Raw genomic sequence first — 23,061 nt, 5'->3', positions numbered from 1 at the left:
GGTGACACCGGTGGGAGCAGCCGAGGGTCGGGATGCCAACACAAAAGTTCAGAAACTTTTCCCCTTCGCTCTAATGGAACCGTCGACTGGTGGTGGGAGCAGGGGATGGATACGGCGGCTCAGGACGACAGGAGCCTGGTCGAGGCGGTACGCCGAGGTGACCCGGCCGGGCTGGAGGGCGTGTACCGGCGTTACGCCGACCGGCTCCACACGTACGCCCGGGCGATGGTGCACGAGCCGGAGGCCGCCGCCGACGCCCTCCACGACGCGTTCCTCGTCGCCGGCCGACGCATGGACCAACTGCGCGACCCCGACCGGCTCCGCCCCTGGCTGTACGCGATCGTGCGCAACGAGTGCCTGCGGCACCTTCGCGAGGGGGCCCGTTCCAGGCCGCTGGCGGACGCCGACGACCCGGTCGCCGACCTCCCCGATCCGGGGGCGGGTGTCAACGCCGACCAGGTGCGCGCCCTCGTCCACGCCGCCGCGGCGTCGCTGAGCCCCGGTGACCGTGAGGTGGTCCACCTGGCGATCCGCCACGACCTGTCGTCCGCTGACATCGGCGCGGCCCTCGGCCTGCCCGCCAACCACGCCCACGCCCGCCTGTCCCGGGCCCGCTCGCAGTTGGAACGGGCGCTCGGCGCCCTGCTCGTCGCGCGCAGCGGTGCCCGGGACTGCCCGGCCCTGGCCGACCTGGTGGCGGGTTGGCAGGGTCCGTTCACCCCGACCCTGCGCAAACGGGTCGCCCGGCACGTCGACGACTGTCAGCGGTGCGGACTGCTCCGGCGGGAACAGCTGAGTCCGGCGGCGCTGCTGTCGGCCTACACGGCACCGGCGTTCCTCGTCGCCGCCGACGCGACGTGGCCGAGCCCGACCACCTCCGAGACGGCCGGGACCGCCACCGATGCGGCCTCGTCGGGTCACCCGGCGCAGGACGTCTCGCCGGGTGATCCTCCGGGGGACGGTTCGTCCGGGGACGCGTCGGACGGCGGCCCGCCGGCGGATCCGGCCGAGGGCGCCTCCCCAACGGGTCCGTCGGTGGGCGGCCCCGGGCACTCGTCGGTGGACGGCCCCGGCAATTCGCCGGTGGACGGCCCTGGGGATTCGTCGGTGGGCGGCACCGGGGACGCGGCGGTGGGCGGTTCGTCGGGGAAGGTGGCGGTGCGGCCCGTGGGGTCGGACGACGGTGCGGGGCGCAACGGGGGAGCGGGCGACGACACCGCCGTCGAGACGGACCAGCCGACGAGCCGTGGCGCCCTGCCTCGGGGCGGCCTCGCCCGGGGCGCGACGGCCCGGGGCGGGGGTCCGGCGCGTACCGCCTCCGGTCCTCGCAGGTCGCGTCGGCGACGGCGGGTGGCCGCGACCGCCCTCCTGGGGGCGCTCCTGGTCGGATGCGGTCTCTGGACGCTCACGCCCGGTCCGCTCACCGGCGACCGGGTGACTGTCGCCGGGGCACCGGCCGACGGGCCGACGGGGACCGCCGGTGCGGCGGACCCGGCGGACCGGCGAGGCGACCAGGCCGACGTCGTCGACGGTGTCCCCGGCGGTGCACCGGCGCCCCGGCAGGACGGCGGGACCGTCGGTGCCGAACCGCCGACCACGCCGCCCACCGCAGGACCGACAGCGCCCCGACCGACCACTGTGCGGCCGACAGCGCTCCGCCCGACCACCGCCCGGCCTTCCCCGCTCCGGCCGACCACGGTGCGGCCGAGTCCGGTCCGGCCGACCACCCCACGTCCGGCGGTGCCCCGCCCGTCGGCCACGGCGCGGTTGGTCGCACCGTTCACCGTCTCGGCCGCAGCGCACGTGCGCTGCGGCGCGGACGGCTACGACCTGGTCGTCCAGGCCACCGGCAGCACCACGGTCGAGGCGGCGCAGGTGTACTGGAGGCCTGCGGGCGGCCGGACGGCGAGTCGGGCCATGACCGGGCAGGGGACCTCGGTGCGGGCCACCGTGCAGCGGCTCCGGGCGGCGACGGTGACGTGGTGGGTGGAGGCGACCGGTGTGGACGGCCGGGCCGCCCGGACCTCGGCCACCACCGTCGCCGATTCCTGTGTACGGCCGGGCTGACCCGCGTACGCCGGCACCGCTTCGTCCCACAGTCGACGACAGGGTGTGACCCACTGTGACCGGCATCGGTGGGTTCGTGGTCGACTCCCCCATTCCGACACTTCCGTAAGAAGTACGAAACAGTTCCCGGTGTGTCGAGGAATCGGCTGTCGTCCCCGCGTCGGGCCGCAATTCCGCGCCTCGCCTGTCAGTGCGCCCCCCTGTGGCGCCGGGTACAGTGACGACGGACGCAATGTGCACCCGTTGCACTGTGTAACCAATGGTTCACAGTGGACGGTGGAGGCTGCGGGGGGCCACGGCCCCACCGGCGCTGCGGGCACGGGGTGTGGACCATGTCGGCGCCTACCGTCCGTCGTCACGGTCCCCTCACCCACACGACGTGGCGAGCCCCGTGCCAGGGTCGGTCACCGGATGCCGAAGGGGGAGGCGGGATGCGGGAGTCAGGTGATGCCAGATGATCGGCGGTCTCGATGGTGTCGGGGAGCCGGACTGCGCCGGTGAGCGCCGGTGAGCGCCCCGACCAGCGGTCAACCCGCACCCCCCGCGACCCTTCGGGTCCTGGTGGCGCCCGGTCCGATGATCCTCCAGAAGGGCCTGGAGGCGATCCTGCGTGACCTGCCGGGCGTGGCACGGGTGCACACCGTCGACACCGCCGCCGCAACCGCCGCGCAGCTACGCCAACGCTGCTGGGACCTCCTCGTGGTCCCCGCCGACGTCGGCGCCCCGGTGGAGCGGATGCTGTCCCTGGCGCGCGGGCTCGACGTCAAGACACTCGCCGTCCTGCTGGCCACCGCCGGGCCACTGCTGGAGGCGGCGGTCGAGCTGCCGGCCGACGGGTTCGTCGTCGCCGTCGACGTCGACCACCGGGTCCTCGCCGAGGCACTGCACGACATCCAACGGGGCGAGATGCCGGTGCCCAAGGAGTTGGGGCGGTTCGCGCTCTCGGCCCTGCAGGGGCGACACCGGATCGAACCGGAGACCCGCCTGACCCCCCGCGAACAGGAAGCCCTCGAACTACTGGCCCGCGGGCTCAGCAACCGGCAGATCGCCTCCGCCCTGGGCATCTCCGAACACGGCGCGAAACGCCACGTCTGCCGGATCCTCACCAAACTGGACTGCCCCAACCGGACCACCGCCGTGGCCACCGCGTACCGGCTGGGACTCGTCGAGGAGCCGGTCGGCTGAGCACCACGCGGGGGCGGCCGGAACACCGGCCACCTCCGCGTCGGGTCGTTCAGCCCACCGGGTTCACCGACCGGCGTGGGAGGCGACCGGGCGGCGCAGGTCCAGCACGCGCGGCGGCCGGGTCAGGTCCGACACGTCCAGCCCGCGCAGGGGCGCCTGCAACTTCAGCCGCATCTCGGCGTACTCCTCCTCCGGGTCGCTGTCCAGGACGATGGCACCACCGGCACCGACCCGCAGCTGCCCACCGTGCCGGACCGCGGTGCGGATCACGATGTTGAGATCCGAGGGGCCGGTCAGGCTGAGGAACCCCACCGACCCGGAGTAGATCCCCCGGGGACGTTGTTCGAGGCCGTCGATGATCTGCAGGGTACGCAGTTTCGGTGCGCCCGTCATCGACCCGCCGGGGAAGCACGCACGGATGACCTCGGTCGGCGCGACCGACGGTTCACGCACGCCGCGCACCGTCGAGACCAGCTGGTGGACGGTCGTGTACGACTCCACCGACATGAACGCCGGCACGTGCACCGACCCCACCCGGCAGACCCGGCCGAGGTCGTTGCGGAGCAGGTCGACGATCATCAGGTTCTCGGCCCGGGTCTTCGCCGAGGCGGGCAGCTCGGCCCGCAGACGAGCGTCCCGGACCGGATCCGGGTCGCGGGGGGCCGTCCCCTTGATCGGTTTCGCCTCCACCTCCCCGTCCGGGCCGATCTTCAGGAAGCGTTCGGGCGACGAACAGAGCACCTGGCCCTCGCCGAAGTCCAGATAGGCCGCGTACGGGGCCGGATTGAGCCGACGTTGCCGAAGGTAGAGCCGGATCGGGTCACCCCGGAACGGTAGACGTGCCTCGTTGGTCAGGCAGATCTCGTAGCTCTCCCCGGCGCGCAGGTACCGCAGGCAGGCCTCGACGTCGTCGAGGTAACCGGCACGGGGACGGATCAGGTAGGGCTCGGGATCCACCGGGTGCGCCGGCCCCGCCGCCTGCCGGGGGACCTCCTCGGGCCGCAGGCCCCCAGCGGTCCGGTCGATCCACCGGTCGGCCTCCCTGATGCTGTCCGGCTCGTCCCGGCACAGCGCCGTCACCCAGGTCGTACGGGTCTGGTGGTCCACGGCGACGAACCGCGTCGCCGCCGTCCACACCGCGTCCGGGGTCGGTGCGGTACGCCCACCCGGCGCACCGCAGTCCGCCCTCGACTCGTAGCCGAAGTACCCCACGTACCCGCTCTGCAGGTCGAAGGGCAACTCCGGGTCGTGCGGGAGCCGCCGTCGGTCCAGCCGCTCCTGCAACACCTCGAAGATGGTCCCGGGCTGCTCGGTGACCGGACGACCCCGCCCGTCGAGGACGTCGACCCGGCCGGTACCCACCCGGTAGCGGAGCACCTCGCCGTACGGGCCGCCCGGGTAGCCGAGGAAGGAGAACCGGGACAGCCCGGCCACGACCCGGCTGCTGTCGAGCCAGAACGCGTACGGGTGGGGTGCGACGTGCCGCTGGAACGCCTCGGTGGTCGAGCAGGCGAACGGCAGTCGACGTCGACGCAGCAGCCACCCGCCCGGCTCCGCCACCTCGCCGGTACCCGACGCCGACGCCGACGACGACGCCGACGACGTCGAACGGTCGGCGGCCCGGGCCACCACCGGCGTCGCGGGGTCCTCGGTACGCGCCACCGCCGGTGCCGACGGCGGACGGTCGGCGGTACGGGTCGGTCGGGTCGACGCCAACCGTCGGAAGTTCTCCAACAGGAGCCGACCCTGCTCGCTGGCCACCGACTCGGGGTGGAACTGCACCCCGAACCAGGGACGGGTCCGGTGCCGTACCGACATGATCACGCCGTCCTCGGCCCACGCGTCGGCGACCAGCTCCTCGGGCAGCGGCTCGGTCACACACAACGAGTGGTAGCGCACCGCGACGAAGTCCTGGGGAGCCCCGGTGAACAGCCCGGTGCCCCGGTGACGGATCCGGGTCAGGTGACCGTGCCGGGGGCGCGGGGCGTACCCCACCCGGGCACCACTGAGGTGGCCGAGGAGCTGGTGCCCCAGGCACACCCCGAGGACGGGCACCTCGCTGTCGGCGACCACCGGAGCGCACCGCCCGACGTCGCCGGGCTCCTGCGGGCGTCCCGGGCCGGGGGAGACGACTATCGCGTCGAAGGACCGCGACACCGCCTCGGTCAGCTCCGGGCTGTCGTTCGTCAGCACCTCGGGCGCCACCCCGTAGGTCTCGGCGATGAGCTGGTACAGGTTGAAGGTGTAGGAGTCGTGGTTGTCGATCAGGAGCGTCCTCATCGCGCCGCCCCCGTCGTCGCCTCCCGGCGGGCGACCATGTCCCGCAGCATGAACCGTCGGAGCTTGCCGGTGGGGGTCCGGGGCAGCGCCGGCACCACCGACACCGACCGGGGGACCTTGAACGGGGCCACCTTGCCGGCCAACCAGCGGGCCAGTTCGTCGACGTCGGGCTCGGCGGCACCGTCGGCCGCCACCACGAAGGCGTGCAGCCGGGTCGCCCCCCGCTGGTCCGGTCGGGCCACGACGGCGGCCTCCACGACGGCCGGATGGTCACCGATGAGCTGCTCCACCGGACCGGGTGCCATGGTGATCCCGGCGACCATCTCCAGGTCGTCGGCGCGACCGTGCAGGGTCACCGTCCCGTCGGGGTTGCGCACCGCCAGGTCCTTCGTCCGCAGCCACCCGTCGACGACGCTCGCCGCGGTCTCCTCGGGCAGCCCCAGGTAGCCGGACATGACGGTGTCCCCGGCCACCCACAGCTCACCCTGGGTGCCGTCGGGCACCTCCCGGCCGGTGTCGTCGAGGATCCGCAGCCGGTAGCCGGCCAGCTCCCGCCCGACGCCGTCGAGCCGGTGGTGGCGCAGGGTGTTCGAGCAGAACCCGTGCCCGGCCTCGGTGGACCCCAACTGGTTGAGCACCGGCGCGCCGAGCAGCTCCGACGTCGCCTCGCCGAGACCGGGCCGCAGCGACTCCCCGGCGGAGACCGCCGCCCGGACACTGCGCCACCGTCGAGGGTCGCCGTGCGCGACCATCCCGGCGTACGCGGTGGGCACGCCGTAGAGCAGCGTCACGCGGTGGGCGGCGACCAGCTCCGCGGTCTCCTCCGGGCTCGGTCGGTACGGCAGGAGCACCGCCGCCGAACCGGAGAACAGGGGGAAGACGAAGGCGTTGCCGAAGCCGTACGCGAAGTAGAGCTTCGACACCGACAGGGTCACGTCGCAGGGCCCCACCTCCACGACGCCGAGACCCGCGCTGCGGTAGTAGCGTTCCGGGTCCCCGTGCCGGTGGATCGCCCCCTTGGGACGGCCCGTCGTGCCCGAGGTGTACTGGATGTACAGCGGCGTCTGCGCGCCGACCGGGTGCGCCGCCGCACGCGGGCAGTCGGCGGCCACGTCGACCAGGTCGTCGCCGGCCAGGGTGGGCACCGGGAACCGGTCGGCCAGCTCCTGCGGGCAGACCACCAGGACCGGCTCGCAGTCGGCGACGATGTCGAGGTGCTCCGGCACCGCCAGGTCCGGGTTGACCGGGACGGCGACCGCACCGAGTCGGGCAGCGGCCAGGAAGGTGACGTACCACGCCACCGAGTCGGGCAGGGCGACGAGTACGCGTGCCGACGGCCCGACCCCGTGCCGGGCGAGCACCGTGGCCGCCCGCGCCGCGAGATCGTGGACCTGACCGTGGGTGTGGACGCCGGTCGGCTCGTACGTCGCGGGCCGCTGCCGCCAGCCGGACAGGTCGGTCAGCTGTTCCAGGGCCACCGCGAGGTTCATGTCGTGGTCCCGGGGACCGACGTGCGCGTGCCCGACGGCACCGACTCCGGTGCGTCTGCGCCGGGCGGTGCCGCCGGGGGAGCTGCTCGCTGCAATTGTGCCATGACCACCGCCGATGGGGAAAATTGCTGCCTGACCCCCGCCGGTATCCGCGGTCAGGGGTTATCCGCGCCAATATCGTCCTTGGGTGGAGACGGTAGCCCGCGCTTGGAAAATCGGCAACAGATAGTACGGGTACGGGTCGGATAATGTGTCTCGTCGCCGTTCGGGTACTGCCTCCACATAGAGCTGTTCCCCGATTCCAGGTCGGCTAAACCGCAGGTAGGAAGGAGTGTGCTGGCTCTCCACCGCAGATGTTAGGTATTCCTACGTACACTTTCAGGGTATGGGGAGGTGCCCGATCGGGTACCCCTCAAAATTGCGTATTCACGCCACCGTCAGCACTTGAGTTGAGGGCTGTCGGTCGGCGTGCAATGGTGACTCCCGTGGCGCAGCGAAATGACGACTCCCGTAGCTTCGTCGGTCAGCTCCGTGTCGGGGCCGTCGACGTCGACGTCCCGGTGACCGAGGTGTCCGCACCGGACGACGTCCCCGGCCGGACGGCCCGTCCCGACCCCACCGCGTCCTCCGACGTCGGCCTGACGCCGCAGCAGATGCAGGCCGACGTGGCGCGGGACCTCGCGGTGCCGCCGACCGACCTCGCGCCCGACGACGACCTCGTCGGACACGGACTCGACTCGATGCGGATCATGCAGCTGGTGGGGCAGTGGCGCCGCCGCGGCGTCCGCCTCCGCTTCGCCGACCTCGTCGAGCGGCCCACCCTCGAACACTGGTGGGACGTGCTCGCCGCCGCCGACCCCGGCCACACCCACGCCGACGACCCCGACGCGGACGCCGACGACCCCGAGGTGGAGGTCGACGAGACCCGGCCGTTCCCGCTGACCCCGATGCAGCACGCCTACTGGATCGGCCGCCGCGACGACCAGGTCCTCGGCGGTGTCGGCTGCCACTTCTACGTCGAGTTCGACGGGGACGCCACCACCCCGGTCGACCCCGCCCGGCTCGACGAGGCCGTGCGGGCCGTGCTGCGACGCCACGGGCTGCTGCGCGCCCGCTTCCTCGACGACGGCACCCAGCAGATCGACAGCGAGTCGACCTGGCCCGGCCTCACCGTCCACGACCTGCGCGACGCGCCCGACGCCGACGCCGAGCGTCACCTCGCCGAGCAGCGGGAGGCGCTGGCCCACCGGCGGCTCGACGTCGCCCGGGGAGAGGTCTTCGACGTACGGATCACCCTGCTGCCCGGGGGCCGGCACCGCCTGCACGTCAACTTCGACCTGCTCGTGGCCGACGTCCTGAGCATCCAGATCATCCTTGAGGACCTCACCCGGTTCTACGCCGACGGCCCCGACGCCCGACTGCCCGAACTGGACTACGGCTTCCCCACCTACCTGCTGCGTCGGCAGCGACGCCGGGAGCAGGCCCGCGACCGGGCCCGGGAGTACTGGCGGTCCCGGATCCCCACCATGCCGACCGCGCCGCAACTGCCGCTGTCCACCCCACCCGAGCAGGTCGGGGCGTCCCGGTTCCGCCGCCGTGACCACCTCCTCGACGCGGCCGCACGGCACCGGTTCGAGGAGGTCTGCCGGCAGTACGCGGTCACCCCGTCGGTGGTCCTCGCCGCCGCGTACGCCGAGGTCCTGGGCGCGTGGAGCACCAACCAGCGGTTCCTGCTCAGCCTGCCGCTGTTCGACCGGGAGATCACCGATCCGCACGTCGGACGGATCGTCGCGGACTTCACCAACCTCGTACCCCTCGAGGTCGACGTCACCGAACCGGTGCCGTTCGTCGAGCGGGTCCGTGCCCTGCAGACCCGGCTGCGGACCGACGTCGGCCACAGCGAGTACGCCGGGGTGGAGGTCCTGCGGGACCTGACCCGGTCGCGGCCCGACGACCGGCACCCCGCGACAGTCGTGTTCACCAGCGCCATCGGCATGGGTGACCTGGTCGGCCGGGACGTCCAGGAGGTCTTCGGTCGGCTCGGCTGGATGCTGTCGCAGACGCCGCAGGTGTGGTTGGACCACCAGGTGGTGGAGCGTGACGGTGGTGTGTCGTTGGTGTGGGACGCGGTGGAGGAGTTGTTCGCGCCGGGTGTGTTGGATGCGATGTTCGGTGCGTATGTGGGGTTGTTGGAGTGGTTGGTGGAGGGTGACTGGTCGGAGGTGGTGCCGGGGTTGTTGCCGGTGGAGCAGCGGGTGGTGCGGGCGGGGGTGAATGCGACGGGTGGTCCGGTGGTGTCGGGTCGGTTGTTGCATGAGGGGTTCTTCGGGTGTGCGGTGTCGGCTCCGGAGCGGGTGGCGTTGTTGTGGGACGGCGGTGAGATGTCCTACGGGGACCTCGCCGACCGGGCCCTGCGGATCGCGGGCGCCCTCCGGGAACGAGGAGTCGGTGCCGGTGACCGGGTCGCGGTGACCCTTCCCAAGGGTCCGGACCAGGTGGCCGCGGTGCTGGGGGTCCTCGCCGCCGGTGCGGCGTACGTCCCCGTCGGGGTCGACCAGCCGACGCTGCGTCGGGCGTCGATCTTCGGTCAGGCCGAGGTGCGGTGGGTGCTCACCGACGACGCCGACCAGGACTGGCCGGCCGGAGTCCGTCCGCTGACCGTCGCCGACGCGACGGGCGCCACGGCGTCGACCGAGCCGGTGTCGGTGCCCCCGGAGGCGACCGCCTATGTGATTTTCACGTCGGGGTCGACGGGGGAGCCGAAGGGTGTGGTGGTGTCGCATGGTGCGGCGGTGAATACGGTGGTGGATGTGTGTGGTCGGTTTGGTGTGGGGGAGGGGGATCGGGTTCTGGCGGTGTCGGCGTTGGATTTCGATTTGTCGGTGTTTGATGTTTTCGGTTTGTTGGGTGTGGGTGGTGGTGTGGTGTTGGTGGGTGAGGGTGATCGGCGGGATCCGTATTGTTGGTTGGATTTGTGTGGTCGGTTCGGGGTGTCGGTGTGGAATTCGGTTCCGGCGTTGTTGGATATGGTTTTGGTGGCTGCTGGTGGGGGTGGTTCGGGGTTGTCGGGTTTGCGGGTGGTGTTGGTTTCGGGGGATTGGGTGGGGTTGGATCTGCCGGGTCGGGTGCGGGGTGTTGTGGGGTCGTCGGTTCGGTTTGTGGCGTTGGGTGGGGCGACGGAGGCTGCGGTGTGGTCGAATTGGTGTGAGGTGGGTGAGGTTCCGGATTGGTGGTCGTCGGTTCCGTATGGTGTTCCGTTGTCTGGTCAGCGTTTTCGGGTGGTTGACGGGCGGGGGCGGGATTGTCCGGACTGGGTGGCTGGGGAGTTGTGGATCGGTGGTGTGGGGGTGGCGTCGGGTTATTGCAATGATGTGGTGCGGACGGGTGAGCGGTTTGTGGGGTTCGCGGGTGAGCGGTGGTATCGGACTGGGGATGTGGGGCGGTATTGGTCGGATGGGACGTTGGAGTTCTTGGGGCGTACTGATGATCAGGTGAAGGTGCGGGGGCATCGGATCGAGTTGGGTGAGGTGGAGTCGGCTCTGGTGGCTTTCGGGTCGGTGGTGTCGGCGGTGGTGTTGGCGGTGGGGGATCCGTTGCGGTTGGTGGCGTTCGTGGTGCCGGGTGAGGGTGCGGATGTTGATGGGTTGGCTGATTTTCTGGGTGAGCGGTTGCCGTCGTATGCGGTGCCGTCGGTGTGTGTGGTGTTGGACGAGTTGCCGTTGACGGTGAATGGGAAGGTCGATCGGCGGGTGTTGGTGGGGTTGGTGGATGAGGACGGGCCGGTGGTGGAGGGTGAGCCGGTTCGGGGTGAGGTGGAGGAGCGGGTGGCGGCGATCTGGGTTGAGTTGTTGGGGGTGGCCGAGGTTCGTCGTGATGACAATTTCATCGCGTTGGGCGGGGACAGCCTCCTGGCCACCCGACTGATCTCCCGACTGCACGCCGAGGGATACCCCGACGCCGAACTCGGCCGGCTCTTCGCCGACCCGGAACTGGCCGGCTTCGCCGCCGGGCTGCGCCGCCGCGACACCGCCCCCACCACGCCGCAGCTGACCGCCGACCCCGAGCACCGGTACGACCCGTTCCCCCCCACCGACGTGCAGCGCGCCTACTGGATCGGCCGGACCGACACCTTCGCCCTCGGCGGCGTCGGCTGCCACTTCTACACCGAGTACGACGGCCGGGACGTCGACCTCGACCGGCTCACCGAGGCGCTCGACACGCTCGTCGACCGGCACGAGATGCTGCGCGCCCGGTTCCTGCCCGACGGCGACCAGCAGATCCTGCCCGAGGTGCCCCGCTTCGAGATCCGGACCGTCGACGCGGCCCCCGGCGAGGACGAGACCGAACTCCAGGCCCAGCGCGACGCGATGTCGCACCAGGTCCTCGACCCGGGCCGGTGGCCGCTGTTCGACGTGCGGGCCGTCCGGTACGGCGACCGCCGCGTCCGCCTCGCGGTCAGCATCGACAGCATCCTCATCGACGCCCTCAGCGCCATGATCCTGATGCGCGAACTCGACACCCTCTACCGTCGGCCCGACGCCGACCTGCCGCCGATCGGCCTGTCCTTCCGCGACTACGTCCTGACCGCCCAGCCCGACCCGCAGCGACTCGACGCCTCCCGGCGGTACTGGTCCCAGCGGGTCGAGGTGCTGCCCGACGGGCCGCAACTACCCCTGGCCGTCGACCCGGCCGACGTCAAGCAGCCCCGGTTCGTCCGCCGGGAACAGCACCTGCCGCAGCCGCAGTGGCAGCGGCTGCGCGACCAGGCCCGCCGCCACGGCATCACCGGCTCCGCGCTGCTGGCCACCGCCTTCGCCGAGGTCCTCGGAGCCTGGAGCGCCCAGCCCGACCTCACCGTCAACGTCACCCTCTTCGACCGCCGCGACGTGCACCCCGACGTCGACCGGGTGCTCGGCGACTTCACCTCCCTGCTGCTGGTCGGCTACCGACCCGAGCCGCAGGAGAGCTGGCTCGACGCCACCCGCCGGATGCAGCGGCAGATGGGCCGCGACCTGGAGCACAGCGACGTCTCGGCGGTCTGGGTGATGCGGGAACTGGCCCGCCGACGGGGACGCCTTGACGTGTCCATGCCGGTGGTCTTCACCAGCACTCTCGGCGTCACCGACGACGTCGTCGTCGAACCCTCCTTCGCCGAACGGGTCTGGGGTGTCTCCCAGACCCCGCAGGTGTGGTTGGACCACCAGGTGGTGGAGCGTGACGGTGGTGTGTCGTTGGTGTGGGACGCGGTGGAGGAGTTGTTCGCGCCGGGTGTGTTGGATGCGATGTTCGGTGCGTATGTGGGGTTGTTGGAGTGGTTGGTGGAGGGTGACTGGTCGGAGGTGGTGCCGGGGTTGTTGCCGGTGGAGCAGCGGGTGGTGCGGGCGGGGGTGAATGCGACGGGTGGTCCGGTGGTGTCGGGTCGGTTGTTGCATGAGGGGTTCTTCGGGTGTGCGGTGTCGGCTCCGGAGCGGGTGGCGTTGTTGTGGGACGGCGGTGAGATGTCCTACGGGGACCTCGCCGACCGGGCACTACGGGTCGCCGGTCTGCTCGCCGCCCGGGGGGTACGCCCCGGCGACACCGTCGCCGTCCACCTGCCCAAAGGCCCGGACCAGGTCGCCGCGGTGCTCGGGGTCCTCGCCGCCGGTGCGGCGTACGTCCCCGTCGGGGTCGACCAGCCGCCGGCCCGACGGGACCGCATCTACCGGGCCGCCGAGGTCGGCCTCGTGCTCGACGACCTCACCGACGCCGACGCCCACCCGCCGTTGGACGCCCCCGTGACAGTCGACCCGGACAGCCGCGCCTATGTGATTTTCACGTCGGGGTCGACGGGGGAGCCGAAGGGTGTGGTGGTGTCGCATGGTGCGGCGGTGAATACGGTGGTGGATGTGTGTGGTCGGTTTGGTGTGGGGGAGGGGGATCGGGTTCTGGCGGTGTCGGCGTTGGATTTCGATTTGTCGGTGTTTGATGTTTTCGGTTTGTTGGGTGTGGGTGGTGGTGTGGTGTTGGTGGGTGAGGGTGATCGGCGGGATCCGTATTGTTGGTTGGATTTGTGTGGTCGGTTCGGGGTGTCGGTGTGGAATTCGGTTCCGGCGTTGTTGGATATGGTTTTGGTGGCTGCTGGTGGGGGTGGTTCGGGGTTGTCGGGTTTGCGGGTGGTGTTGGTTTCGGGGGATTGGGTGGGGTTGGATCTGCCGGGTCGGGTGCGGGGTGTTGTGGGGTCGTCGGTTCGGTTTGTGGCGTTGGGTGGGGCGACGGAGGCTGCGGTGTGGTCGAATTGGTGTGAGGTGGGTGAGGTTCCGGATTGGTGGTCGTCGGTTCCGTATGGTGTTCCGTTGTCTGGTCAGCGTTTTCGGGTGGTTGACGGGCGGGGGCGGGATTGTCCGGACTGGGTGGCTGGGGAGTTGTGGATCGGTGGTGTGGGGGTGGCGTCGGGTTATTGCAATGATGTGGTGCGGACGGGTGAGCGGTTTGTGGGGTTCGCGGGTGAGCGGTGGTATCGGACTGGGGATGTGGGGCGGTATTGGTCGGATGGGACGTTGGAGTTCTTGGGGCGTACTGATGATCAGGTGAAGGTGCGGGGGCATCGGATCGAGTTGGGTGAGGTGGAGTCGGCTCTGGTGGCTTTCGGGTCGGTGGTGTCGGCGGTGGTGTTGGCGGTGGGGGATCCGTTGCGGTTGGTGGCGTTCGTGGTGCCGGGTGAGGGTGCGGATGTTGATGGGTTGGCTGATTTTCTGGGTGAGCGGTTGCCGTCGTATGCGGTGCCGTCGGTGTGTGTGGTGTTGGACGAGTTGCCGTTGACGGTGAATGGGAAGGTCGATCGGCGGGTGTTGGTGGGGTTGGTGGATGAGGACGGGCCGGTGGTGGAGGGTGAGCCGGTTCGGGGTGAGGTGGAGGAGCGGGTGGCGGCGATCTGGGTTGAGTTGTTGGGGGTGGCCGAGGTTCGTCGTGATGACAATTTCATCGCGTTGGGCGGGGACAGCCTCCTGGCCACCCGACTGGTCGAGGCGATCCGCCAGAACTTCGGGGTCGAGATCCCCATGCGGCAGATCTTCGCCGCACCCACCGTCGCGCAGACGGCAGAACTGATCGACAGCTTCGAGGAAGGCGTCCTATGACCAGTTCACCGACCACGCCGACCGCCGCCGAGCTGGTCGCGGAACTGAGCGACCTCGGCGTGCACCTGTGGGAGGACGAGGGCCGACTCCGGTTCCGCGGCCCGAAGGGCGCACTCACCGAACACCGGCGCCGGGCCCTGACCGAACACCGCGACGAGGTCCTCGCGCACCTGGCCGCGCAGGCCACCACCGTGGTGCCCGACCCCGACCACCGGCACGACCCGTTCCCGTTGACCGAGGTGCAGCTGTCGTACCTGCTGGGCCGCTCCGACCTGTACGACTACGGCGACAGCCCCTGCCAGGTCTACGCCGAGGTGGAGTTCGCCGACCTCGACCCGGACCGGCTGGAGGACGCCTGGGACCGGCTGGTGCACCGGCACGACATGCTGCGCGCCGTGTTCGACCCGCAGGGCTCCCAGCAGGTCCGACCCGACGTCCCCCGCTACCACGTCCCGGTGACCGACCTGCGCGGCGAACCCGCCGACCGGGTCGAGACGGCACTGGCCGACACCCGCGCCCGGATGGACCACCACCGCTACGACCCGCAACGCTGGCCGCTGTTCGCCCTCGCGGTCACCCTCACCGACGGACGCGCCGTCCTGCACGTCTCCATCGACTTCCTCGTCGCCGACTACCTGAGCACCCAGGTCCTGCTCGACGAGTTGCGGCAGCTCTACACCGGCGGCGACCTGCCCGACCTGGAGATCACCTTCCGGGACTACCTCCTCGCCCGGCGCGGCACCCGGGACACCGCCGCGTACGACAGGGACCGGGAGTACTGGCTGTCCCGGCTGGACACCCTCCCGGGCGCCCCCGAACTGCCGGTACGGGAACGGCACGCCGACGGCCCGGCCCGGTTCCGGCGGTTGGGCACCGTGGTGCCCGCCACGCAGTGGGACGCCCTGCGCGCCCGCGCCCGCGAGCACCGGCTCACCCCGTCGACAGTGGTCCTCGCCGCAGTCGCCGAGGTGATCGGCAGGTGGAGCCGACACCCGCGCTTCTGTCTCAACCTGACCCTGCTCAACCGGGAACCCCTGCACCCCCAGGTCGACCGGCTGGTCGGCGACTTCACCACCGTCAGCCTCCTGGAGGTCGACACCTCGGGCGACGCCGCCTTCGTCGAGCGCGCCACCGGCATGCAGGACCGGCTCTGGGCCGACATGGACCACCGCTCCTTCGGCGGGGTCGAGGTGATGCGGGAGATCGGCCGTCGCCGTGGACGCGCCGAGGCCCTCATGCCCGTCGTGTTCACCAGCACCCTCGGCGTCACCGACGACGCGCCGGCCCCGGCCGACGACCTCGACGGACGCATCGGGTACGGCCGCAGCCAGACCCCCCAGGTGTGGATCGACGCGCAGGCCGTCGAGGAACACGGTGACCTGCACGTCCGGTGGGACGTCCGGGAGGGGGTGCTCGCCGACGACGTCGTCGACGAGATGTTCGCCCAACTCGACGACCTGCTCCGACGCCTGGCCGGTACGGAGTCCACCTGGTCGCACCCGTCCCCCGTCGTCCTCCCCGAAGGGCAACTGCGTCGCCGCGCCGCCGTCAACGACGTCCCCGCCGCCCTCCCCGAAGGGCTGCTCACCGACGGCGTGCTCGCCGCCGCCGCCCGCGAACCGGGGCGTACCGCCGTCGTCGACGGCCGTCGCACCCTGACCTACGGCGAACTCGTCGCCGAGGCCGGGGCGGTCGCCGAGGCCCTGCGCGAGGCGGGAGGCAACCCGGGCGACCTGGTCGCCCTGGTGATGGAGAAGGGATGGGAGCAGGTCGTCGGCGTCCTCGGAGTGCTGCTCGCCGGTGGGGCGTACCTGCCGATCGAGGCCGGTCAGCCCGCGGCCCGCCGCGACCGGATCCTGGCCGACGCCCGGGTACGCCACGTCCTGAGCCAGTCGTGGCTGCAGCCGGACCTCACCCTGCCGGTCGTCGCCGTCGACAAGGTCAAACCGACGGCGACGACCCCCACGGCCCCCGCCCGGACGGCCGACGACCTCGCCTACGTCATCTACACCTCCGGCTCCACCGGCGCCCCCAAGGGGGTGATGATGTCGCACCGGGCCGCGCTCAACACCATCGCCGACGTCAACCGGCGGTTCGACGTCACCGCCGACGACCGGGTCCTGGCCCTGGCCGGTCTCGGCTTCGACCTGAGCGTGTACGACGTGTTCGGGGTCCTCGGCGTCGGCGGACTCGTGGTGCTGCCCGACGCCGACCGGCGCGGCGACCCCTCCCACTGGGCCGAACTGGTCGCCACCCACCGGGTCACGCTCTGGAACTCGGTGCCGGTTCAGCTGCAACTGCTGGAGGACTACCTGTCGGTGGAGCCCCGCGACGACCTCGACTCGTTGCGCCTGGCGCTGCTCAGCGGCGACTGGATCCCCGTCCACCTGCCCGACCGGGTCCGCGCCCGGTGGCCCCGGCTACGGCAGGTGAGCCTCGGCGGCGCCACCGAGGCCGGCATCTGGTCGATCTTCCACCCGATCGACCGGGTCGACCCGACCTGGCCGAGCATCCCGTACGGCACCCCCCTGGCCAACCAGACCTTCCACGTCCTGGACGCCTGGGGACGCCACTGCCCCGAGCACGTGCCGGGGGAGCTGCACATCGGCGGGGCCGGACTGGCGACGGGCTACCTCGGCGACGAGCAGCAGACCGCCGAACGCTTCGTGCACCACCCCGAGCTGGGCCGGCTCTACCGCACCGGTGACGTCGGCGTCTACCGGCAGGACGCCGTCGTGGAGTTCCTCGGTCGCCGCGACCGTCAGGTCAAGGTGCGCGGCCACCGCATCGAACTGGCCGAGGTCGAGGCCGCCCTCGGGGCGCATCCCGGTGTCGGGGCGGCCCACGTCCTCGTCGACGGGGACGACCCGACGCAGCGCCGCCTGGTCGCGTTCGTCCAACCGGCCGGCCGGGACGCCCGACCCGACCCCCGCGCCGAGGAGCTGACGGCGGCGGCCGTCGCCGCCGGTGACGCCACCACCGCCGGGGTGGACCGCGACGAGACGGCCGAGTTCATGCGCCGGCTCGACCACGCCGGGCTCCTCGGCATGCTCCACGCCCTGACCGGCGCGGGACTCTTCGCCGACCCGGGGGACCGGCACACCGCCGACGAGGTCGTCACCCGGGCCGGGGTGGCACCCCGACACCACCGGCTGGTCCGCCGCTGGCTGGCCGCGCTGGTCGCGGCGGGCATGTTGGAACGCGCCGGGGACGGGTACCGCCGCGCCGACCGCGACGGCCACGACGATCCGGCCGCGGCCTGGGCCGCCGTCGACGAACTGCAACGCGAGGACCAGTACAAGGCCGAGCTGATCGACTACTTCCGGACCAGCACCCGGCTCCTGCCGCAGCTGCTGCGCGACGAGGTCGACCCGCTCCCGCTGCTGTTCCCCGAAGGACGACTGGACACCTCGTACGCCGCCTACCGCGACAACGTCATCAGCCGCTACGTCAACCACGCCGTCCTCGGCCTGCTGCGACAGCTGGCGGCCGACAGGTCGGACACCCTACGGGTGCTGGAGGTCGGCGCCGGTGTCGGCGGCACCAGTACCGTCGTCGTCCCCGAGCTGGCCGACGCCGACGTGGACTACCTGTTCACCGACGTGTCGCAGTTCTTCCTCACCGAGGCGCAGGGGCGCTTCGGCGACCGGGTCCGGTACGGGCTGCTCGACATCAACACCGACCCCCGTGAGCAGGGGCACCTCCCCAACGGCGTCGACGTGGTGCTCTGCGCCAACGTGCTGCACAACTCCCGGCACGCCGGGGTGGTGCTGGCCCGGCTCCGTGAACTGCTGGCCCCCGGCGGTTGGCTGGTCTTCATCGAGACCACCAGGGAGAACGTCCAGATCATGACCTCGATGGAGTTCATGATGCCGGAGAAGGACCCCGACAAGTGGGACTACGAGGACCTGCGGCGCGGCCACGACCAGACCTTCCTGACCGTGGCGCAGTGGCGGGACCTCCTCGCCGAGGCGCAGGCGGACACCGTCCTCACCCTGCCCCGCCCCGACGACGTCACCGCCCCCCTCGGACAGCACGTCTTCGCCGCCCGGTTCAAGGCCGACCGGGAACCCGTCCGCGTCGACGACCTGAACCGGCACCTCGCCGAGCGGCTCCCGGAGTACATGGTGCCCGCCCAGACGCAGATCCTCGACGCTCTCCCGGTCACCGGCAACGGCAAGGTGGACACCGCCGTGCTGCACGGCTGGGCCCGACGCGAGCCGGGCGAGACGACCTCGACCCACAGCGCCCCCGTCGACGAGTTGGAGCAGCGCCTCGCCACCGTCTGGGCCGACCTGCTGCGGCTGCCCGGCGTGGGCCGCGACGACGACTTCTACCAGCTCGGCGGGGACTCCCTGCTCGTCGCCCGCCTCGCCGGACGGGTCCGTGAGGAGATTCCACAGGCCCAGGGGATGCTCTACGACACGCTCCTGCGCGCCCTGATGAACCGACCCACCGTGGCCGGGCTCGCCGACGCCGTCCGTACCGCCGCCGACGCCACCCGGGGCGGCCACGACGGTGACACCCCCGTCGACCCGCTGGTGCCGCTCGCCGACACCGACGGGGACCAGGTACGGGTCCTGGTGCACGACGGGGTGGGCACCCTCGCCGCGTACCGGACGGTGATCCCGCTGCTGGACCGCTCCGGTCCGGTCGTGGGGCTGGCCGTCGGCGCCGACGACCCGTACCGCAGCGAGGACCCGGCGGGGCTGCTCGAACGCCGCGCCGCCGACTACACCGAGCGGCTGCTGGCCACCGGGCACCGGCGGTTCCACGTCGTCGGCTACTGCATGGGCGGCCTGGTGGCGTTGGAGATCGCCAGGCAGCTCACCGAGGCGGGCGCCACCGTGTCGAGCCTGACGATCATCAGCAGCTACGGACTGCCGCACACCATCGAGGACGACCTGGTCCTCGAGTACGTCTTCGCCCGACTGGTCGGGGCGGACACCGAGGCGCTGGGCTACCCGTCCGACGCGGTGATCGCCAGGTCGTTCGAGGCGGTCCTCGCCGCCACCCCGGACCGGGTCCCCACCGGTGCCCTCGACGCCCTCACCGGCGACGACGACCTGGCCGAGGCGGCCGCCCGTTTCGCCGCGCTCCGCCGGCACCCCCCGGCGCAGCGGCTGGCCGCGATCGCCGGACAGGCCGACGGGGACGACACCCCGGAACTCGACCTGACGTCGCTCTACGAGCTGTACCGGCAGAGCATGGCCGCGGTGACCCGACACCGCCCGACCCCGTACGCCGGGGACATCACCTTCCTGCGGGAGAGCGACGACACCGGCTTCCTGCCGTGGCTGCGCCGGGACATGACCGAGTACTGGCGCGGGCTCTGCCTGGGTGACCTGTCGATCGTCGACGTCCCCGGCGACCACTTCACCTGTCTGCGGGAACCGCACGCCGCCACTGTGGTCGAGGTCCTCGGCGACCTGCACACCGGCGGTCCACGGTGACCGCCCGGGTCGGGGTGCTGGGCTGCTACGGCGGGGTGGGCGCGGAGGTCACCGGCCTGCTCGACGACCTGCCCGTGACGGTCCGCCCGGCCGGGCGGCGCGGCGACGCGGTCCGCGCGGCGGCGGGGGAGCGCGGTCTGGTCGTCGACGTCGACGACCCCGACGCCCTGGCGGGGTTCTGCGCCGACTGCGACATCGTGGTGGACTGCACCGGACCGGCCGACCGGATCGGTGACCGGGTGCTGCACGCGGCACTGGCCGCCGGAGCCGACTACGTCGGACCCGCCGACCTGGTCGCACCGGAGACGGTGCCCGCCGGGCGGCGGGTGGTGCTCGGCGCCGGGATGACCCCGGGCCTGTCGACGCTGCTGCCCCGGGCCCTCGCCGTGGACTTCGACAGGCTGCACCGGTTGACAGCCCACCTCGGCGGCCGGGACCGGTTCACCCCCGCCGCCGCCGGTGACTACCTGGCGGGCATGCGGGACCGGACGAGCCGCTCCGCGGCGGCCTGGATCGACGGCCGGTCGGTGCCGGGTCGGCTCGAACCGCTGCGCGACGTGGAGATCCCCTACTTCCCGGGACGGGTCACCGCCCACCCGTTCCTCAGCGCCGAGGCGCAGTGGCTCGGCGAGACGCTCGGCGTCGACGAGGTGCACTGGTACCACGTCTTCGACGGTGACCGGGCGCTGTCGGTGCTCGGCCGGGTGGACGCCGACGCCCCGGACGCCGCCGAGCAGGTCGTCCGGGCGGCCGGGCTGGACCTGTTCGGTAGGCCCGCGTACCAGCTGATGGTCTTCCAACTCGACGGCGAGTCCGCCGGCCGACCACGGACCCGGGTGCTGGTCCTGCGCGGCGCCGACAGCTACCGGTTGACCGCCTCGGCGGCGGTGCTCGCCGTCGAGGAGCTGCTCGCGGGCCGGATCCCCGAGGGGGTCGGCCACGCCGGACGGGTGCTGGACCCGCAGCGCGCCCTGGACCGGCTCGCCGCCGCCCCGGCCGTGCACCGACTGGACGTGGTCGAGGAGGCCGCGGTGGTGGAGGAGGGGGCGCTGTGACAGCCAACGTCGTGGTCTGCGGCACCGGGTTCGGCCGCGTGTACCTCAGTGCCCTGGACCGACCGGACGGGCCGCTGCGGTTGGCCGGGATCCTCGCCCGGGGCAGCAGCCGCTCCGTGGCGTGCGCCGAGCGGGCCGGGGTGCCCCTCTTCACCGACGTGGACCGGCTCCCCGACGACGTGGACCTGGCGGTGGTGGCCGTGTACGCCGGGGTCAACGGCGGCGGGGGCAGCGAACTGGCCCGCCGGTTGACCAGCCGGGGCGTGCACGTGTTGCAGGAGGGGCCGCTGCACCACGACGAGCTGGCCGAGTCGCTGCGGGTGGCCCGCCGCCACCGGGTCCTGCACCAGGTGAGCACCCACTACGGCCAGGTGGAGTCGGTACGCCGGTTCGTCCGCGCCGCGCGGGCGCTCGCCGGTCGGCAGCGACTGCTCTACGTGGACGCCACCTGCGGCCTCCAGGTCTTCTACCACCTGTTCGACATCCTCCGCCTGGCGTTGGGCGGGCTCCGGCCCTGGTCCTTCGACGAGACAGTGCCGCGCGGTGGGCCGTTCAGCACCCTCACCGGCCGGGTACGGGGTGTCCCGACCACGATCCGGGTGCAGAACCAGCTGCACGTGTCCGACCCGGACAACCACGCCCACCTGCTGCACCGGATCACCGTCGGCGCGGAGGGCGGGAACCTGACGCTGCTCAACACCCACGGCCCGGTGGTGTGGAGTCCCCGCCCGCACTTCCCCGAGCAGGGGCGCACTGCCGCCCGGCTCGACGAGGCCCCCGGTGGACACCTCGACGAGCCCAGCGCCGAGGCGTACGGCCCCGCCGTCGCCCCGAGCTACCGGGAGATCGTCGGACGGTTGTGGCCGGACGCGGCGTACCGCCATCTGGAGGCGCTGCACCGCGACAGCCGTGCCGGCGCCGACCCCCTGGCGTCGGGGCAGGCGCAGCTGGCGGTCTGCCAGGCCTGGCGGGACGCCAGCGTACGGCTCGGCGAGCCCGAACTGCTCGACGTCGCGGCGCCGCAGCCGCTGTCCCTACGGGACCTGGACCTGGAGACCGCCACCGACAGCGAGGAGACGTGACGATGACCGGTGCGATGGTCGTCGACGAGCGGGCACAGCGGTGGCTGCGTCGGCTCAACAACCCCCAGCCGGCCCCGGACGGATCGCCGATCCGACTGGTGGCGCTTCCCCACGCGGGCGGGTCGGCAGGCTTCTTCCACCAGTGGGCCCGGCTGCTGCCGCGCGGGGTGGAGCTGTGGGCGGTGCAGTACCCCGGTCGGCAGGACCGGGCCGGTGAGCCGTGCGCGACCCGGATGTCCGAGCTGGTGGAGCCGGTGGTGGCCGCGCTGGCCCCGGTCGCCGGCCCCGACCTGGCGGTCTTCGGGCACAGCATGGGGGCGGCCGTCGCGGTGGAGGTGACCCGGGAGCTCGAACGGCGTACCGGTCGCCCGCTGGCCCGGCTGTTCGTCTCCGGCCGACCCGCCCCGCACCTGCAACCCCCCACCGACGTGCACGGCGGCGGGGACGAGGCCCTCCTGGCCGACCTGCGCCGGCTGGGCGGCACCGACGACTCGGTCCTCGGCGACGAGACCCTGCGGGACCTGGTCCTCCCGGCGCTGCGGGCCGACTACCGGCTGATCGAGACGTACCAGCCCGACGGGAGCGTCGTGGTGGACACCCCGGTCACCGCGCTCTGCGGTGACAGCGACCCGGAGGTCACCCCGGAGCAGGCCGAGGCGTGGCGGGGCTACACGCGTGGGGAGTTCCGTGCCCGGGTGCTCCCGGGGGACCACTTCTACCTGGTGGAGAAACCCGTCGCGATGGTCCGGCAGGTTCTGGCGGACCTGCGACCGGGTACCCCGGTCACCATGTCGTGGCCGTCGACCCCCTGACCATCCGGTATGGAGCGAAGGCCGTGTAGCGGGCAAAAGCAGTGATCGATAGGCTGTATCCGGAAAAGTGCTAAAAGGAGGGAAAAGCGGTGACGACGATCGACAGTACGCAGCTGACCAAGGAACTGTTCGCGCTGGAGGAGGAGGGTTGGCGGGCGATCTCCGCTGCCGACGGGGACTTCTACCGCAGGCTTGTCACCCCCGACACCCTCGTCGTCGAGCACGACGGGGTCTCCACCGGTGACGACCTGGTGGCCGAGATCGACGGCAACACCTCCCCCTTCGAGGGGTTCACCCTCGACCAGGAGCGGGTCGTCCCCCTCGGCCCGGACAGCGCCGTCATCACGTACCGGGCGAACGCCCAGGTCGCCGGGCGGGGCACCTTCCGCCTCTACATGTCCAGCGTCTGGGTCCGGCGCGACGGCGGGTGGAAGCTGATGTTCCACCAGCAGACCCCGGTGTCCACCCAGGAGAGCTGACGCCGAACCCGACGGGGCCGGGCGCGCGCGCGTGGCAGGAGAG

The 23,061-nt window shown here is 72.0% G+C and carries 10 protein-coding genes; 8 read left to right on the top strand and 2 right to left on the bottom strand.

Features of this window, described 5'->3' with window-relative positions; genetic code table 11:
- Positions 1-105 precede the first annotated feature (105 nt).
- On the top strand, positions 106-2,067 hold the full coding sequence (locus WHN02_RS19410; RefSeq protein ID WP_434740130.1) for a sigma-70 family RNA polymerase sigma factor: 1,962 nt from the start codon (positions 106-108) through the stop codon (positions 2,065-2,067).
- 507 nt (positions 2,068-2,574) lie between these two features.
- Entirely contained in the window at positions 2,575-3,252 is a 678-nt protein-coding gene (locus WHN02_RS19405) for a helix-turn-helix domain-containing protein (RefSeq protein ID WP_434740129.1), read from the top strand.
- 63 nt (positions 3,253-3,315) lie between these two features.
- Here the strand turns inward: WHN02_RS19405 and pabB are convergent, their stop codons facing one another.
- Both pabB and WHN02_RS19395 read right to left on the bottom strand, forming a co-directional pair.
- Positions 3,316-5,532, bottom strand: coding sequence for an aminodeoxychorismate synthase component I (gene pabB / locus WHN02_RS19400; RefSeq protein ID WP_434740128.1), 2,217 nt, complete (start codon positions 5,530-5,532; stop codon positions 3,316-3,318).
- A complete protein-coding gene (locus WHN02_RS19395) occupies positions 5,529-7,022 on the bottom strand; it encodes an AMP-binding protein (protein WP_434740127.1) in 1,494 nt (497 codons plus the stop codon). The genes pabB and WHN02_RS19395 overlap by 4 nt, the downstream gene beginning before the upstream one ends.
- A 485-nt stretch (positions 7,023-7,507) precedes the next feature.
- On the opposite strand from WHN02_RS19395, the gene WHN02_RS19390 reads away from it, so the two are divergent.
- The 6 genes from WHN02_RS19390 (at position 7,508) to WHN02_RS19365 (ending at position 23,018) form a co-directional block, all read left to right on the top strand.
- Positions 7,508-14,137: an amino acid adenylation domain-containing protein gene (locus tag WHN02_RS19390; RefSeq protein ID WP_434740126.1), complete on the top strand. Its 6,630-nt coding sequence runs from the start codon at positions 7,508-7,510 to the stop codon at positions 14,135-14,137.
- A complete protein-coding gene (locus tag WHN02_RS19385) occupies positions 14,134-19,590 on the top strand; it encodes an amino acid adenylation domain-containing protein (RefSeq protein WP_434740125.1) in 5,457 nt (1,818 codons plus the stop codon). Before WHN02_RS19390 ends, WHN02_RS19385 begins: the two co-directional genes overlap by 4 nt.
- Positions 19,587-20,645, top strand: coding sequence for a saccharopine dehydrogenase NADP-binding domain-containing protein (locus WHN02_RS19380; protein ID WP_434740124.1), 1,059 nt, complete (start codon positions 19,587-19,589; stop codon positions 20,643-20,645). Before WHN02_RS19385 ends, WHN02_RS19380 begins: the two co-directional genes overlap by 4 nt.
- A complete protein-coding gene (locus WHN02_RS19375) occupies positions 20,642-21,727 on the top strand; it encodes a Gfo/Idh/MocA family oxidoreductase (protein WP_434740123.1) in 1,086 nt (361 codons plus the stop codon). The genes WHN02_RS19380 and WHN02_RS19375 overlap by 4 nt, the downstream gene beginning before the upstream one ends.
- 2 nt (positions 21,728-21,729) lie before the next feature.
- Positions 21,730-22,539, top strand: a complete 810-nt coding sequence (locus tag WHN02_RS19370) for a thioesterase II family protein (protein ID WP_434740122.1) — start codon at positions 21,730-21,732, stop codon at positions 22,537-22,539.
- Positions 22,540-22,628: 89 nt separating this feature from the next.
- Complete coding sequence (locus WHN02_RS19365) at positions 22,629-23,018, top strand: nuclear transport factor 2 family protein (RefSeq protein ID WP_434740121.1); 390 nt, start codon at positions 22,629-22,631, stop codon at positions 23,016-23,018.
- Positions 23,019-23,061 lie beyond the last annotated feature (43 nt).

This window comes from Micromonospora sp. SH-82, from assembly GCF_051132485.1.
Classification (GTDB): domain Bacteria; phylum Actinomycetota; class Actinomycetes; order Mycobacteriales; family Micromonosporaceae; genus Micromonospora.
Note: the sequence above shows the minus strand (reverse complement) of the source record. Positions and strands in the feature narration are given on the sequence as shown.